General features: G+C 35.4%; 14 protein-coding genes and 2 pseudogenes. 3 read left to right on the plus strand and 13 right to left on the minus strand.

The features are described from left to right. Positions 1-4: 4 nt before the first annotated feature. From QFZ28_RS16395 to QFZ28_RS16430, 8 genes and pseudogenes are all read right to left on the minus strand, one after another. Entirely contained in the window at positions 5-2,428 is a 2,424-nt protein-coding gene (locus QFZ28_RS16395; RefSeq protein ID WP_307195628.1) for a heavy metal translocating P-type ATPase, read from the minus strand. Between the two features lie 84 nt (positions 2,429-2,512). Then, positions 2,513-2,719, minus strand: a complete 207-nt coding sequence (copZ, locus tag QFZ28_RS16400; RefSeq protein WP_307195629.1) for a copper chaperone CopZ — start codon at positions 2,717-2,719, stop codon at positions 2,513-2,515. Between the two features lie 16 nt (positions 2,720-2,735). Continuing rightward, positions 2,736-3,056 (minus strand): metal-sensitive transcriptional regulator, encoded by a 321-nt coding sequence (locus QFZ28_RS16405; RefSeq protein ID WP_307195630.1) that lies wholly within the window; start codon positions 3,054-3,056, stop codon positions 2,736-2,738. A 121-nt stretch (positions 3,057-3,177) separates the two neighbouring features. Continuing rightward, positions 3,178-3,492 (minus strand): annotated as a pseudogene (locus tag QFZ28_RS16410) (SAM-dependent methyltransferase); the annotation flags it as partial. Positions 3,493-3,649: 157 nt separating this feature from the next. After that, the gene (locus QFZ28_RS16415; protein WP_307195631.1) at positions 3,650-4,033 is read right to left on the minus strand and encodes a DoxX family protein; all 384 of its coding nucleotides are present in this window, start codon (positions 4,031-4,033) and stop codon (positions 3,650-3,652) included. 412 nt (positions 4,034-4,445) lie between these two features. Further along, entirely contained in the window at positions 4,446-4,610 is a 165-nt protein-coding gene (locus tag QFZ28_RS16420; RefSeq protein WP_307197108.1) for a hypothetical protein, read from the minus strand. Between the two features lie 376 nt (positions 4,611-4,986). Further along, a complete protein-coding gene (locus QFZ28_RS16425) occupies positions 4,987-5,847 on the minus strand; it encodes an alpha/beta fold hydrolase (RefSeq protein ID WP_307195632.1) in 861 nt (286 codons plus the stop codon). A 524-nt stretch (positions 5,848-6,371) separates the two neighbouring features. Then, complete coding sequence (locus QFZ28_RS16430) at positions 6,372-6,827, minus strand: OsmC family protein (RefSeq protein WP_307195633.1); 456 nt, start codon at positions 6,825-6,827, stop codon at positions 6,372-6,374. Between the two features lie 209 nt (positions 6,828-7,036). On the opposite strand from QFZ28_RS16430, the gene QFZ28_RS16435 reads away from it, so the two are divergent. Beyond that, on the plus strand, positions 7,037-7,717 hold the full coding sequence (locus tag QFZ28_RS16435) for a GntR family transcriptional regulator (RefSeq protein WP_307195634.1): 681 nt from the start codon (positions 7,037-7,039) through the stop codon (positions 7,715-7,717). 207 nt (positions 7,718-7,924) lie between these two features. Here QFZ28_RS16435 and QFZ28_RS16440 read toward each other — a convergent pair. The 4 genes and pseudogenes from QFZ28_RS16440 to QFZ28_RS16455 form a co-directional block, all read right to left on the minus strand. Next, positions 7,925-8,514 (minus strand): annotated as a pseudogene (locus QFZ28_RS16440) (family 1 glycosylhydrolase); the annotation flags it as partial. 152 nt (positions 8,515-8,666) lie between these two features. Continuing rightward, positions 8,667-9,263 (minus strand): SAM-dependent methyltransferase, encoded by a 597-nt coding sequence (locus QFZ28_RS16445; protein ID WP_307195635.1) that lies wholly within the window; start codon positions 9,261-9,263, stop codon positions 8,667-8,669. A 14-nt stretch (positions 9,264-9,277) separates the two neighbouring features. Then, on the minus strand, positions 9,278-10,303 hold the full coding sequence (locus QFZ28_RS16450; RefSeq protein WP_307195636.1) for a TlpA disulfide reductase family protein: 1,026 nt from the start codon (positions 10,301-10,303) through the stop codon (positions 9,278-9,280). A 680-nt stretch (positions 10,304-10,983) separates the two neighbouring features. Beyond that, positions 10,984-11,370 carry an ACT domain-containing protein gene (locus QFZ28_RS16455; RefSeq protein ID WP_307195637.1) on the minus strand — a complete coding sequence of 129 codons (387 nt, stop codon included), beginning with the start codon at positions 11,368-11,370 and terminating at the stop codon, positions 10,984-10,986. A gap of 184 nt (positions 11,371-11,554) precedes the next feature. Between QFZ28_RS16455 and QFZ28_RS16460 the strand changes: the two genes are divergently transcribed. Further along, positions 11,555-12,829, plus strand: a complete 1,275-nt coding sequence (locus QFZ28_RS16460; protein ID WP_307193541.1) for an IS110 family transposase — start codon at positions 11,555-11,557, stop codon at positions 12,827-12,829. A gap of 639 nt (positions 12,830-13,468) precedes the next feature. Then, entirely contained in the window at positions 13,469-14,314 is an 846-nt protein-coding gene (locus QFZ28_RS16465; RefSeq protein ID WP_373428145.1) for a VanW family protein, read from the plus strand. A 156-nt stretch (positions 14,315-14,470) separates the two neighbouring features. On the opposite strand, the gene QFZ28_RS16470 is transcribed toward QFZ28_RS16465, so the two are convergent. After that, positions 14,471-15,466, minus strand: a complete 996-nt coding sequence (locus QFZ28_RS16470; protein ID WP_307195639.1) for a DUF3231 family protein — start codon at positions 15,464-15,466, stop codon at positions 14,471-14,473. Between the last annotated feature and the right edge of the window lie 93 nt (positions 15,467-15,559).

Below are 15,559 nucleotides of genomic sequence, written 5' to 3' on the forward strand. Positions count from 1 at the left end.
CCATTCAAGCCTTTAGCTTAATCCTTTGAAGTCTTAGGGCGTTGAGAACAACTGATACAGAACTAAATGCCATTGCTGCACCGGCTAACCATGGTGCTAAGAAACCTACTGCTGCAATTGGAATTCCTATGACGTTATATGCAAGCGCCCAGAAAAGATTTTGCTTAATATTAGTTATAGTCTTCTTACTCATGAAAATCGCGTCCGCAATACTATTTAAATCTCCTTTAATAAGGGTAATATCTGCAGCTTCCATCGCTACATCGGTACCTGTACCGATTGCCATACCGATATCAGCTGTCGCAAGTGCCGGAGCGTCATTAATTCCATCTCCTACCATTGCTACTTTTTTACCTGCTTGCTGAAGCTTTTTCACTTCTTCAGCCTTACCTTCTGGTAATACTTCCGCTATGACTTTCTTAATTCCAACTTGATCCGCAATTGCCTGTGCGGTTTGGGTATTATCCCCTGTAATCATTACTACTTCTAAGCCCATTTTGTGTAATCGGGCAATAGCTTCTTTAGATGTATCCTTAATGGTATCGGCAACAGCAACAATACCTGCATAGCTCCCATCAATAGCTACTAACATGGCAGTTTTTCCTTGCTTCTCCAAGTTCTCCATTTTTGCTAATTCCTCTTGTACATTGATGTTATCTTTCGCCATGAGTCTGCGTGTACCGATTAATAACTGCTTACCACTCACCGTTGACTGGATCCCGAAACCAGGGATAGCTTCAAATGTATCAGATGACCCTAGGTTAATACCTTTTGCCTTTATGCCTTCCACAATCGCTTCTGCAAGTGGATGTTCCGAGTTTCTCTCAGCCGTACCAACTAACGTTAGAAATTCCTTTTCATCCATACCTTCTGCTAAAATAACATCGGTTAAAGATGGTTTTCCGTTTGTAACTGTACCTGTTTTATCAAGAATAATCGTATCTAAGCGATGGGTTGTTTCTAGATGTTCCCCGCCTTTAAATAAAATTCCAAATTCGGCAGCCCGACCAGAGCCAGCCATGATCGAAGTTGGTGTCGCCAAACCAAGTGCACAAGGACAAGCGATAACTAATACCGCAATAAACTTCTCAAGAGCATCCGCAAAATCGCCTGGATTCACAGCGAAATACCATACAAGGAAAGTAATAATTGCAATTCCTACAACAATCGGCACAAATATTCCTGAAATCACGTCAGCTAAACGTTGGATTGGTGCTTTTGAACCTTGTGCTTCTTCAACCACCTTAATAATATGAGCTAATGCTGTATCTTTACCAACTTTTGTTGCTTTAATTTTCAGGAAACCATTTTTATTAATGGTTGAACCAATAACGTTATCTCCAATTGTTTTATCAATCGGAATGCTTTCACCCGTTAACATCGATTCGTCAACAGCCGATTGACCTTCCACAATTTCACCATCGACCGGTACTTTTTCACCTGGTTTCACATAAACAATATCCCCTTCTAATACTTCTTCGATTGGGATAATCATTTCTTGACCATCACGAACAACCGTTGCATTTTTTGCCTGTAGTCCCATTAATTTCTTAATCGCCTCAGACGAACGTCCTTTAGCCTTTGCTTCAAACAGTTTCCCTAACAGAATCAAGGTAATAAGGACGGCACTTGTTTCATAATAAAGCTCAACCATATAAGCGCCGAAGCCAATCGACCTAATACTTAGATACAAACTATAAAAATAGGCAGCTGATGTACCTAGTGAAACCAGCACATCCATGTTTGCGCTCTTATTTCTTAACGCTTTATAAGCTCCGACATAAAACTGTTTTCCCACAATAAATTGAACAGGTGTTGCAAGGGCTAGTTGTACCCAAGGATTCATAAACATTTCAGGCAGCCAAATGAATGACGTAAATTCAAAGTGACTTACCATTGCCCACAATAGAGGGAATGATAAAATGGCAGAGAAAATAAACTTTCCTTGTTGCTTTTCAATTGCCATTTGTCGATGGTCAACTTGCTCTCCTGCACTATCTTTCTTTTGTTCTAAGATATAGCCTAATTTTTTGATTGACTCTTTCATTTCAGTGACAGAGACTTGCTCTGGATTATACTCGACAACGGCTGTTTCTAACGCTAAATTGACAGTCGCTTTTTCAACGCCATTTAATTTGTTTAGTCTTTTTTCAATTTTATTGGCACATGCTGCACAGGTCATTCCTGTTATATCAAATTCCACCTTTTCCTTTACAACATCATATCCTAAAGATTGAATTTTCTTTTGAAAATCCTGTTCAGATACAACTTCAGGATCATATTTTATGGTGGACTTTTCAAGTGCTAAATTAACATTCGCCTCTTTCACGCCCTCGATTTTTTTGAGTCCTTTTTCAATTCTTGTGGCACATGCCGCACAGGTCATTCCTGTGATTTGAAAATTTGTTTCTTTTATTTCATTACTCATCGATATTCACCTCTTTCATACGGGTAGGGGGTATATATTTTTGATTAAGATAACGTGCACTAAAATGCACGTTATCTTTACATCCTATTCAACATCATAGCCATGGTCATCAATTGTTTCTTTGATCTTGCTTAAGGGAACTTCAGCAGGGTTAAATTCTACATCTACTGTCCCTTCTGCTAAATTAACTTTAACAGAATTAACACCTTGTAACTCTCCGACGCTTCCTTCAATAGAATTTACACAATGACCACAAGACATTCCATTTACCTTTAATATAATTTTTTCCACCAATATTCACTCCTCGTTATTTTTTCATTAATCTTTCAATTGTTAAAAGAACTTCATCTAAAACCTCTGTATCACCTTCGTTTATTCGTTCCAATACACAAGTTTTTAAATGCCCTTCTAGAAGAATCTTTGCCACACTGTTTAAAGCAGACTGTGTAGCAGAAATTTGTGTAATGACATCATCACAATAAGTATCTTTTTCGATTAAACCTTTTATCCCGCGAATTTGTCCCTCAATTCGATTTAAACGAGTAACCAAGTTTTTCTTCACTTTATCGGAATGATGACTCTTTCTTTCTTCAGAAAGATGACAATCATGATTTATGTTTTCATCCATCTAACCTCACCTCCACACTTACAATTTACTATACCCCCCTATAGTATGTCAAGGAATTTTTAAAAATCCTTTTTACCATACAGTAGAGTTATTATGTAGGGAATTTACAGAGATTTATCCTTCATTTTGGTTTTTGCCCTACAAATTGTATGACATGGGATAAACCATTATGGAGCTTTCCTTCATGCCGGGTAACCTCCCCCGTAAAAAAGTGGATAATCCTCCAATCCGAAAAAACTTGCAAAAATTCTTCTGGATTATATAAAAAGTCCAAATCCTTAGGTCCGCCACTTGAATATGGTATTTGGTATATTGAATATACCTCTGTTACAAAATGACCACCTGGCTTAATCGTTTCTTTAACACCTTGGAGTGTTTTCTTGCGCAACTCTGTTGGAAAATGCTCGAAAATGCAAACAAGCTGATCCCACTTCTCTACCATACTCTTTTTGTTAACAACCCAAGAATAAAGCCACTTTAGGCAAGTACCTTTTATGATATTATAGGCTCACTAGAATCTTTATGGCTCCAACTCAAATAAAAAATTCATGTCCAATCTACAGTTTAATCCGTCACTCCGTGTTGTCTTATTATTATCCCTGATAACTTTGTTCTTCTTTTGGTATTTTTGTTCTCTCACCAACAAAAACGATTATCCCTAAAATCAAAAGAACTATTGAAGGCATTGTATCTCCAATACCCTGATCTGCATTTAAATGTGTAAACGCGGCACCTGCCATCAGTAACACTGCCCCTCCAGAAGCCAGTAAAGCGAATTGTGAGTTCCAAAACCCAATTAACAATCCAAGCGCTCCTAGAATTTCACATACGCCGACTATGTACATAAATTCTACTGAATAACCGAACGTTTCTGTAAACACATGAACTTGTTGTTGATTACCAGTTACCTTCTTAACACCAGCAAGAATAAATGCAACGGAATAAAATCCTTGAATAATACGTAACATCCATATCATATAAAATCCCCTTTATATCTAGCCTATTTCTTCAACGCTTAGGTTTAAAAAAATCAGCCAGGATTTTCTCTACCCATCTCGTTTCAATTCTATCGAGTTAGTTCGTCACGTCTTAATCCACATCTCCGATAACAAAAAGCTATATAACTGCTTACTGTTATTAACTACTTTAAACTTTTTCCTAAAAAATGTTTTATCAGATTAGCAATAACATCTAAGTCCTCCTCTAAAGTAAAATGCCCTGTATTTAATAAATGAACTTCGCAATCTTTTAGATCTGTCAGAGCCACACCCTATAGTTCTTTGATCATACCGGCACCGGCGATTGCAGGCAAGATTGATGTGAATACTCCAGAGATCACATCAAAAATCTATTTGATAACGTTTTTCTTTCTTCCTATTGTCTGTTATGTTAATTAATTTCATCTAGGCTGCTATTTTCTTGAATGGCTTTATACAGCTTTGACACATCATTTCTGATAATAATTTGGAACTGCTCGCCACTAATGTTTGTCCCCTGTGCTTTTTCAATCGCTTTACGATTTACCCTTCCTTGGTCTTGTAAAGTGAAGCGCATCCGGGTCATACAGTGAATATTTTGAACATTTTCTTCCCCGCCAATGCTCAAGAATGCCTTTAGCTGTTTTATAATAATCCATCAGTGTCTCCTCCCATTTTCATTTTGTAAGTATCACTACCCACCATAAAACCTATTATTCTTATATAACGTAATAAAGATTATTTTGGCTATACCTCACCTCCTCCAAGAAATCCACTCAGGCAATAAAAAAACCTAAATTACAGTCAACGTAAGAATACATAACTTCCCCTACACTTTCTGTAATTTAGGCTTTGCCTGCTTAACCAGTAACAATCCTAACTGGATATTTAGGTTTTGCCTGCTTAACCAGTAACAATCCTATTGGATATTTAATTTAATTACTTTGCCCCACCTATTTTAATCGTTTTCCTAAAAATTGCTTAATCAGATAAGCACTAGTTTCTAATTCTTCTTCTAAAGGAAAATGCCCGGTATTTAATAAATGAACCTCGCATTCTTTAAGATCGTTTTGGAAAGCTAACGCTCCTTCTGGTCCAAAGAAATCATCATTTTTCCCCCAGGCTACTAATGCAGGAGGCTGATAGGTTCTAAAGTATTCCTGCCAACTAGGATATTGTTTAATGTTGTTTCGATAATCATAAAGTAGAGCAAGTTGTATATCTTTATTACCGGGACTATCCAAAAAGAATTGATCCATATTCCATGTATCGGGATTAATTTGATCAGGATTACGAGTCCCATGCGTGTATTGATACTTTGTACCGTCTAATGATAAAAAGGATTTTAAATTATTCTTATTTTCCTCAGTGGGAACTTCCCAATAAGTGCGAATAGGATCCCAAGCAGGTAATAAACCTTCCTCATATGCATTTCCATTTTGAGTTATAATGGCTTGAATTCTTTCAGGATGTTTCGTTGCTAATCTAAATCCAACCGGAGCACCGTAATCGTGCACATAGATACTAAATTTCTCTAATTTTAATTTCTCTACAAATTTATTTATTAGAAGAGCTAAGCTATCAAAAGTATATTCAAATTCATCCATTCCGGGTTGATCGCTATTTCCGAAACCCGGATAATCTGGCGCGATAATGTGATATTCATCCATAAGTTTATTTATTAAATTTCGATACATATGAGAAGAAGAAGGGAAACCATGAAGCAATAAAATTGTGGGCTTGCTTGTATTACCAGCTTCTCGATAAAAGATATTAATGTTATTAATATTTATTGTTTTGTATTGTACTAACATAATTTTCACCCCATGTTATTGGAAATGCTATTTTTATCGTAGTGAACCCAATCTAAATTATAGCAATTAAACTCGGATCACTTTAAATTGTCCGCCACCGAATATGGTCTTTACATAGTCAATTTTTGTATTTTCAAAATAAACCTTATCTCTTTTATTAACTAGAAACTGGATCCCACTTTCTTCAGTAATTTCATCACTCTCTAAAGCCGACTCTTCCAGAGCCAGACGAAGTTGCGGTCCTCCTCAGCCAATCCCCATTGATAAACGGATTAATGGCTTCCTACCTTCATTAATAAGGTCTTTAACTTCTTTGGTAATTTCCGAAATTGCAGCCTGCGTTATTTTAACCATATATTTCCTCCAAAAGAATACTTATTTTATAGTTTTATCTGCCCTATTTTTTTATGTTATATAAGCTTAAAGTAAATCATTCAAATCTTTATAGCTGTTGCTAAAATTAGTAAGACTAATTCTATTCCAAGATCTTAGTGCCTACCAGATTATCCGGAATTATCCACGTATTAACTAACTACATTTTCCTTAGATAATAAAGAAACTTTGCCTTGAACACCTACTTGAACATCTGCTTTTTTCAACATGTTTCCGACTGCGCATCCTTTATCTGCGGCTACAATTGCTCTATTAGCTGATTGAATCTGCTCTTCTGTTGCATCAGCAGATAAAATAATATGAGGATAATGCATAATTTTGAATCCTTCTTCCTTTGAATTGGTTGCTTCCGAATCCATTGTCAAACCAGCTACAGGTAATTTTCTTGTTTCAAGCATAGCGGCAAGGGTCATCGTATAACAGGCTACAGCAGAAGTTACAAGTAATTCTTTAGGCTCTGTACCTTCCCCACTGCCACCCAATAATTCAGGTATCGCTATTTTTGTTTCAAGATAATTTGCTTTAATAATCCCATTACCTTTTGTGTTTCCATTCCATACAGTCTTTAAATTTATTTTTGCATCCAAGTAATTTCACTCCTTAACCACATCATTGACTTAGTTGACTAATTGATTAGTTAACTATATATTTAACTATAATTTTAATAATAATGTTTGTCAACTCTTTTTTATCAGTTGGTTACACGCATTTTTGCAGAACTTGATTTATTAAATTTTCTTCATTAAGCTAAACATATGTAGACTATTAGTTAACTAAGAAAGTTGGTTGTTTAAATATGGAACATTCAGGCTTACTTTTTAAAATCGATTCCGACTCTCCCATACCCATCAACGTACAGATCAAGGAACAGATTAAATGGTTAATCGGAAAAGATTTACTCAAACCTGGAGATACCCTTCCTTCGACTAATCAGTTAGCGGATCAACTATCCATTAACCGAAATACGATTCAAGGAGTCTATTCTCAACTAAAAGAAGAAGGTCTTTTGTCTATACAAAAGGGGCGGGGAACGCAAGTTGCCGGCGAGGAAGAAATTACGCGGTTTAAAATACAAAATCCCTATTTTTCTTTTGTGGAACAAACAATTAAGGATGCCTACGAATTAGGTTTCACTATCGAAAACGTGTTGTTGTCCGGATTTGCCTACATGCAGCTTTTCGGACAGCCTCTGAAACGGAAGTTGAGTTATCTCTTTATTGAATGCAAAGTAAGTTCGTGCATCTTTTATTTGGATGAAATAAAACGGATGACATCTGCAGACATTCATACGATTGATGTGTCATCGTCACCAGAAAATATCCTTATTGAGTCCATTCACAATGCGGATGTGATTGTGACGAGAGCTGATTTAGCTGAGAAGGTGAAGAGGTTTGCCGACGCTGCTCAAAAAACGGTTATCTCCGTTGGTTCCACCAACGATGTGTCGCTGTTACTCAACATGTTGAGCCCACAATGATATTTTGTGGGGATGTAAAAGTGAAAAGTCCAATTTTCACAGGATGAACGATGGATTGTTATTTTGGGTGCCCTTGTTTTTACATAAAAAAGTAGACGAGATACCCCGTCTACTTTTTCATTATTAAACTACCGAATTTTAGTAAATCTGAATTTAAAGGAATCCGGAAGCCATGATATGGCTTACTGGCGCAACAGTTACTTTGATTTATAATTGTTCACCATTAGTAGCGATAAAATTTTTATACCAAAAGAATGATTTTTTCTTTTTACGCTCAAGCGTTCAACTTCCATCGTCGTGTTTGTCAACATAAATAAAGCCATATCGTTTGGACATTTCTCCTGTTGAATAACTTACTAAGTCAATACATCCTCATGGTGTATATCCCATTAGGTGCACGCCATCTTCAATGGCTTATTCCATAGCTTTTATGTGTTCTCGTAAATATTCAATGCGAGAATCATCATTGATTGACCCATCTTGTTCTACTTTATCGTAAGCCCCTAATCCATTTTCAACAATAAATAATGGTTTTTGATAAGCAGCTGTTTTTGATTTTTTCTCTGTACGGGACATATAATAGCTGAAACCAAAATAATCAACCGTTCTGCCTCTTATAATTTCTAGATCACCCTCTAGGATTACGAGTTCGATATTATGTTCTTTAAAATACCGTTTAATATATGAAGGATATTCACCCCTCACTTGAACATCTGCACAAAAATAATTGAACACTCGTTCTTCCTCTAAGGCATACAATATGTTTTCTGTTTTGAATCATAAGAGTATGTTGGGGCAAAACAATCATATTTTAAAGTAACCTCCCGTTAGCCATCCATGCAGAGGAAAAATCGTCGATGGACCACAAAGATGAAAATTTAATCAAATTCGCAAATTTCTAAACCCCTGTTATATATGGAATTTACCGAGATTTATCCTTAATTTTGATTCAATGTTTTTGCCCTACAAATTGTATGACATGAGACAAACCATTATGGAGCTTTCCTTCATGCCGGGTAACCTCCCCCATAAAAAAGTGGATAATCCTCCAATCCGAGAAGACTTGTAAAAATTCTTCTGGTTTATATAAAAAGTCCAAATCCTTAGGTCCGCCACTTGTATATGGTATTTGGTATACTGAATATACCTCTGTTACAAAATATCCACCTGCCTTGATCGTTTCTTTAACGCCTTGGAGTGTTTTCTTGCGCAACTCTGTTGGAAAATGCCCGAAAATACATACAAGCTGATCCCACTTCTCTTTTTCCCAGTTTACATCATTTAAATCAACAAGCTCGGTACTAACCGTTACACCTCTGCTATCGGCAAGTTTTTTTGTTTTTGATAAGCCGGATTCCGCATAGTCCCAAGCGGTTACTTTCATTCCTTGTTCAGCTAAAAAAACTGCATTGCGCCCTTCACCTTCTGCGATTGCCAGAGTATCACCGGATAATTGTAGCTTTATCTGGATATCTGCTAAAAATACATTGGGTTCGCTTCCATAAACATAATCCTCATCCTGAAATCGAATATTCCATTGATTCATAATAATTCTCCTTTTTAATCAATAGTGTTTATTAATTCTGTCATCATTTCTTTATCCATTGGACCGATTATTTTTTTACGTATGATGCCTTTCGAATCGATAAAATAACTTGTTGGAATTGTAATAGCCTGATATCGGTCCCCTGTTTCTCCCTCTTGGTCAAGTAACACTGGAAAAGTTATGTGATTATCTTTAATAAATTTCTCAATATTTTTTATATTTTTTTCAGATGTGGTTAAATTTACGGCAAGTATTTCTACGATTTTGTTTTGTTCTTCATAAAAATCTTGCATGTGGGGCATTTCTGCTTTACATGGCGGACACCAAGTTGCCCAAAAATTTAATATTACTTTCTTTCCTTTTAAATCAGACAGCTTTATATATTCCCCTTCTATTGTTTTCATTTGAAAATCGGAAGCTTTATTACCTTCCTGAACTCCGATTTTTATATTTTCTTCACCTGTTGGCATTGTACTGGCTGAATTCTCCATTTTTACTTTCGGAGTTTTGCCGGAGGAATAAAAGATTCCCAAAGCTAACAATCCAGCCAAACTTATAATTAATAACCCTTTTTTCAATGAAGATACCGTCTTGGAAAGACTCAATATATATAGCAAAAGGGAAATTAATCCTACGAAGAGATGAAAAAGAATATTTTCCTTAATTAAGAAAAGTAATAATAAATGATACCCACACAATGTGGAAAAACTAAATATGAATGCCGATTGCAGCGTAATAAAAAAAGAAATGTTTAATTTCCTAGCTTTATAAAAGAAGTAAGTAAATGAGCCAATAATTCCTAAAATTAATCCTTTGTCCCCGCCTGTAAAATACAACAACGATAATGGACTTTTAACTATTAGTTTTAGTTCCAGCAACAGCAAACTGCCTTTCCATATAAGAAATCCTAAAAAAACACTATTTGATACTAAATCAAATAATGTTTTATCTAATTCATTTCTTTGAGATCGCAGCAACCATAGCTTTAGAAAAATAAATCCTATTAGAATTGCTATTCCAAGAACAATCCATTTCATCATGATGGTAAAAGATCCAATTTGTACTACGTCGATTCTCGGTTCCTCCCTTCATTTATCAAGAGTTACTAAAAAAGTAGTATTAACTCTCGCTTATTTTAAAGTATTTTTTGTATTAATATGATGACTCCTACCAGGAGCCAAATGAAAACCCCAGGTCATATGGGAGGTGAAAATTTCGAACGGGGTTTTTTATTATTTATTCCTCAAGTACCGTTACCACAATTCTTAGAGCTATTATTATTCATATTTTATCTCACCCTATGGATTTTTTAAAATTTATAAAAATCAAACTCTAAGCACTTTAAATTGTCCGCCTCCGAATAAGGACTTAACATAATCGATTTTTACATGTTCAAAATAAACTCTCTTTCATTCACTAAAAATTTTATTCCATCTTGTTCTGTTATTTCATCCGTTTCTAATGCTGACTCTTCCAGAGTCAGACGAAGCTGTGGTCCCCCTCAGCCAATTCCCATTGATAAACGGATAAAGGGATTTTTCCCTTCATCAATAAGATTTTGAACTTCCTTAGTAATTTTTACTATTGCAGCCTGTGTAACCTTAACCATGATAATCCCTCCATAAATTTATAAATGAAAAAATTCAACAAAAAACAGCTTGGTTTAAGCCCCATTTAATCGGTACTAGTACATCAGATACTAAAAATAGTTTTATCTTTTTTAAATATCGCTAAAAGTGTGACCTTCATTCTCTAATACGACTTTTGCCTTTTCAATTGAATTGCTTTTAATAAGCAGGTAATCCGTATTAAAGGTTGAAATAGCAAAGATACTGATTTTATTTTCGGCTAATGGATTCGCTAATGAAGATAATATTCCAGTTAAGCTAAAGTCTAAAACTCCCTCTACTTTTATACACTTCCAATCATTTTCAACATCTTTAAATACTTCGTTCATCGATAAACATTCGGAAGGACACACGATAGACAGTTCCTCATCTGTTCGGGTAATAGAAAATACATCGGAGTTTAATGCCCACAATGGTATTGTTTCAGTTGGTGGAAATTTCACAACGGAAAAAGTTGAATCTAAAATTTTTAATTTCATATTTTCAGCACTCCTTTTAGAAGTTATTATACCATTTTTTCTTTCAAACCTTGTTAAACTAACCTGCCACCACGTTAGCATTCCTGTAGATCCTTAAATTTCAGGTTTGAAAAAAATAGAACCCCTCAGTAAGATACGAGTATAGAGACCAATCTAACTCATATTCTTAAGGAGGAGTCCTACTATGAATTTTAAAATGCAAGACAAACAAAATCAACTAATTGAAAGAATTTCCGATACACATCTTATTGTTGGTGTTGATATCGCTCAACAATTACACGTTGCAAGAGCAGTTAACTTCCGTGGAATTGTAGTTGGAGACCCTATTACATTTGAAAATAATGAAGAGGGGTTCCTTAAACTATTAAACTGGATTCATGATTTAAAAAGATTAAAAAGCTTAGATGCCGCAATAGTAGGTATGGAGCCTACAGGCCATTACTGGATTAACCTTTCAAAATGGTTATATAACCAAAACATTGAGGTTGTAACAGTCAATCCCCACTTAGTAAAAAGGAATAAAGAGAATCGTGATAATACCCAATCTAAGAGTGATAAAAAAGATGCGCTCGTTATCGCGGATATGGTCAAAAACGGCTACTATTCCTTTATTCGTCCATCATCAGAATCATTTGAGAAGCTTAGAGTTCTAATGTCTAATCGTGATGTGATTGTTAAACGTCTCGTAATGTCTATTAATCAAATAAATCGATGGGTAGATGTTGTCTTCCCAGAGCTGCGACAAGTGTTTAAAGATGTTTCGTGCAAAGGAGCTATCGCAACCCTTCGCTTATTTCCAACTCCAGAGGAAATATCTTCAATGGAGCCATTAGATGTCATGAGGGGGTGGAAGTCATTAATGAAAAGACAACCAGGGTCTAAAAAAGCTCAATTACTGATCAATCTTGCAAAATCTTCTATTGGAACTGGACAAGCACTCGATGCTTATAAATTCCATCTAGAACAATTATTAGAAGAATATGACCTCGCTGTAAAACAACTCGAAAGAGTTGAACAACAAGTTAAAGAAGTTCTCAATAAAATACCATTTGCAAAAAAACTACTTTTGATTAAAGGAATAAGTGAAATTTCATTAGCTGGGATACTAGGTGAGTCAGGAGATTTAAGTGGATTCTCTCACGGAAACTCTCTATTACGTCATGCGGGATTACATCTAGCTGAAGCAAGTTCAGGCAAATGGAAAGGTCAGATTGTTATTTCAAAGCGTGGAAGGTCAAGACTACGACGCTTCCTCTACTTAGCAACTATGAGCCTTGTGATGAATAACCCTGAGTTTAAAGCCGTCCATTCCCATAATGTGAAAGTAAAGAAGATAAAGAAAATGAAGTCAATAATGAAACTGATAGGTAAACTTGCGAGGATTTTTGTAGGTATAGCACGACGAAACGAGACTTACTGTCCAAATAAAGTCCATGTATTAATCCCTTTAGCAGCATAGAAATAAAACATAAGTTATATATAATGTATGGTTTAAAATAGTAAAACTTTATTTTGAATGTTGTCTTATTCGTAGGATTTCAAATATGTACGGAGTACCAGGTTTATTGAACAAAAGGGCACTGTGACCCATCAGTTTAGCATAACTGGCCTCCACCCCTTGGATAGGCATGACGAAGGAATGATAGGGCAATTGACCCGTTGAGACATGGGAGGGAAAGCCTCCAGGGGCGGCGTGGAGATGTACATTATATGGTAAAATATGGAGTGGTAGCTGACTCCTTTATTTAACTATGCCTTCACGAAGCCAAAATGATCTGATCTCATTTCAATTACCCGGAAATCCAATAACAAGGGTTATGAAATCCTGCGAATAAGTGAGCATTCGAGAGATATTCGTATCAAACTGAGGGAGTTCAATAAGAAAAAAGCCAACTAGATTGAAGCCAGATTTTTATGGAAAGCTACCAGTAGTTAAGTACAATTCTTCAAATTTTTGCTGCTTCAGAAATAAGGGTATTAAAAGTACAGCTGTAATTACATATAATGGAGATTTTAATTCATAATTATATTAAGGAGGTTTAAATTTATGAATTTCAGCTGGCTGCTAGGGCTAATAATTTTATCTCAACAAGTGAATATGCCAGGAAGTTTATTAATTACGAATAACGGTCATCCTATCTCAGTTGTTAACCGTACTAACTTTTTGATACACCCTGTATTACCCATTATGGATACAGAAAAGTTTAAAAATTTTATGGACGAAATCGACCAGCAGTTAACTAAAAATCCTAAAAATGCAATTATAGATAAGTATGGGGAAATTATACCAGAACAAGTCGGTTACCGTTTAGATCGCCAAGTTTTCACAGAAAAATTTTTTTCCTTTTATTTTAATAATAATTCAACTAAATTAGAAGTCCCCTTACTAGCCATTTATCCAAGGGTCGACAGTGAATTACTTGGAAATATTAGAGCAGAAAAAATTGGGGAATATATAACATTCTTCAATTCAAATAACAAGGAAAGAAACAATAATATTTTTCTTGCTGCAAAAGCCATTGATAATTATGTTCTTTTTCCAGGTGAAATATTTTCTTTTAATAAAGTGGTTGGAAAAAGAACAGCAGGAAAAGGATATATGCCTGCTACTGTAATCGTTAATGGGGAACTTTCAGAAGACTTTGGCGGTGGAATTTGTCAAGTATCATCTACCCTATTTAATGCAGTTGATAATGCGGGTTTAAAAGTTGTACAGCGTTATTCACACAGTAGAGAGGTTTCATACGTTCCATCAAAGAGAGATGCCACCGTTAGTTGGGATGGACCTGATTTAATCTTTAAAAATGAATACAATCAACCTATACTCATTCTTGCAAAACCATTGGAAAACAAAATAAAAATTGAAATCTATTCTTCTGATGTAATCACATTTACACCTAAGGAAGTTCCATACCTTCCCTATGAACAACATCCCCCAAAGTAAAGATATTCTTTGGGGATTTTTCGTTTCCATAATGAAAGGGATAGGGTTTTTCTTCTTTCACTAACCTCCCCGTTAGTACCACAAGAATAAAGACCGCCGTAGCGATCCCCGTCTTAAACTCTTGCACCCGTTAGTTCAACAAATGCAGACTTCTTCCTATTTTTTTTCTGCTAATGCTTTTCGAACTGTGGCTTGAGGAGGTTGCTCCATCCACCCATTTTTTATCATAATATTAGCAGCATCTTCTAAATATTTGGCAGTTTCCGCCAATAAACGTGAAAAATGTAGCCCGATATCTCGTCTGTTACATAAACCCATTGCAGTACCGTACCTACCCATGAACACAGAACCTAGTGCCATAATGAAAAACATCATCATTTTATCGCTAAAAGGAGGTTTGGTTGAGGTCGTTACTTCAGATTCGTAAGTTGTTGGGGAAGGCAAATCATTTTCTCTTAGTAACGATGTAAATACCTCAATATGTTTATCATACATTTCCTTTCCTCTAACAAAAAATTCACGAAGCTCTTTTGATTTTGCTATTTGACTGTACGACATGAGCTTTGCTCCTGCGAAAGCTTCCCCTCTAATATTAAAAACTAGTTGATTGATTTCAATTGCATTTAAAGGTCTCCTATCGCCAAACCATCCCGTTAAAAATCCTTGATTATGTACAAAATCTGTTTTTTCGGGTATAGGAATCGTTGGTGCGGAATTTGCCAATCCTCTTTTTACCAATAAATCTTTACTTTGATTATAAAGTTTTGTCGTTAAAGAAACACAATGAGTAAAAAAGTCACGGACATCCAATCGAGTTGAATTCACTAACGAAAGACTGTAAAATCCTAATCCATTCTCAGCTAAAGCATTATATTGAATAAGAGCAAATTGGTCGGAATATAACCGAGGGGCATTTAAATCTACCTCTTCTTCAGTAAATCCGAACGGCAATGGAAAGTTTTCTTGTTTTAATATTTCTTCTACCTTGACAACAATCTCCTGCGAAATTTCTAATGCTAATTCTATAATGGAACGAATCTCTTCATCCTCACATTGTTTCATGTAATAAGGTATAGAAAAAATATACACTAAATTATTCATATACGTTGTCCAGAGATTTGCAATTTCTGAAGCATTTAATTGTAGTTTCATCATGAACCCTCCATCTGTATCAATCTATTTATTAATTTACCCATTTCTAAAAAATAAAAAACGAAGACAGGAAAATGTGTAGTTAAAGGGATG

This window comes from Neobacillus niacini, assembly GCF_030817695.1.
GTDB classification, from domain to species: Bacteria; Bacillota; Bacilli; order Bacillales; family Cytobacillaceae; genus Neobacillus; species Neobacillus niacini_F.

What these genes read in the sequence shown, in the direction of transcription:
- QFZ28_RS16445 (WP_307195635.1), bottom strand. Translation starts at nt 9,263, where the DNA reads ATGAATCAATGGAATATTCGATTTCAGGATGAGGATTATGTTTATGGA.
- QFZ28_RS16455 (WP_307195637.1), bottom strand. Translation starts at nt 11,370, where the DNA reads ATGAAATTAAAAATTTTAGATTCAACTTTTTCCGTTGTGAAATTTCCA.
- QFZ28_RS16420 (WP_307197108.1), bottom strand. Translation starts at nt 4,610, where the DNA reads ATGCGCTTCACTTTACAAGACCAAGGAAGGGTAAATCGTAAAGCGATT.
- QFZ28_RS16435 (WP_307195634.1), top strand. Translation starts at nt 7,037, where the DNA reads ATGGAACATTCAGGCTTACTTTTTAAAATCGATTCCGACTCTCCCATA.
- QFZ28_RS16465 (WP_373428145.1), top strand. Translation starts at nt 13,469, where the DNA reads ATGCCAGGAAGTTTATTAATTACGAATAACGGTCATCCTATCTCAGTT.
- QFZ28_RS16450 (WP_307195636.1), bottom strand. Translation starts at nt 10,303, where the DNA reads ATGATGAAATGGATTGTTCTTGGAATAGCAATTCTAATAGGATTTATT.
- QFZ28_RS16415 (WP_307195631.1), bottom strand. Translation starts at nt 4,033, where the DNA reads ATGATATGGATGTTACGTATTATTCAAGGATTTTATTCCGTTGCATTT.
- QFZ28_RS16395 (WP_307195628.1), bottom strand. Translation starts at nt 2,428, where the DNA reads ATGAGTAATGAAATAAAAGAAACAAATTTTCAAATCACAGGAATGACC.
- QFZ28_RS16470 (WP_307195639.1), bottom strand. Translation starts at nt 15,466, where the DNA reads ATGAAACTACAATTAAATGCTTCAGAAATTGCAAATCTCTGGACAACG.
- QFZ28_RS16405 (WP_307195630.1), bottom strand. Translation starts at nt 3,056, where the DNA reads ATGGATGAAAACATAAATCATGATTGTCATCTTTCTGAAGAAAGAAAG.
- QFZ28_RS16460 (WP_307193541.1), top strand. Translation starts at nt 11,555, where the DNA reads ATGAATTTTAAAATGCAAGACAAACAAAATCAACTAATTGAAAGAATT.
- QFZ28_RS16425 (WP_307195632.1), bottom strand. Translation starts at nt 5,847, where the DNA reads ATGTTAGTACAATACAAAACAATAAATATTAATAACATTAATATCTTT.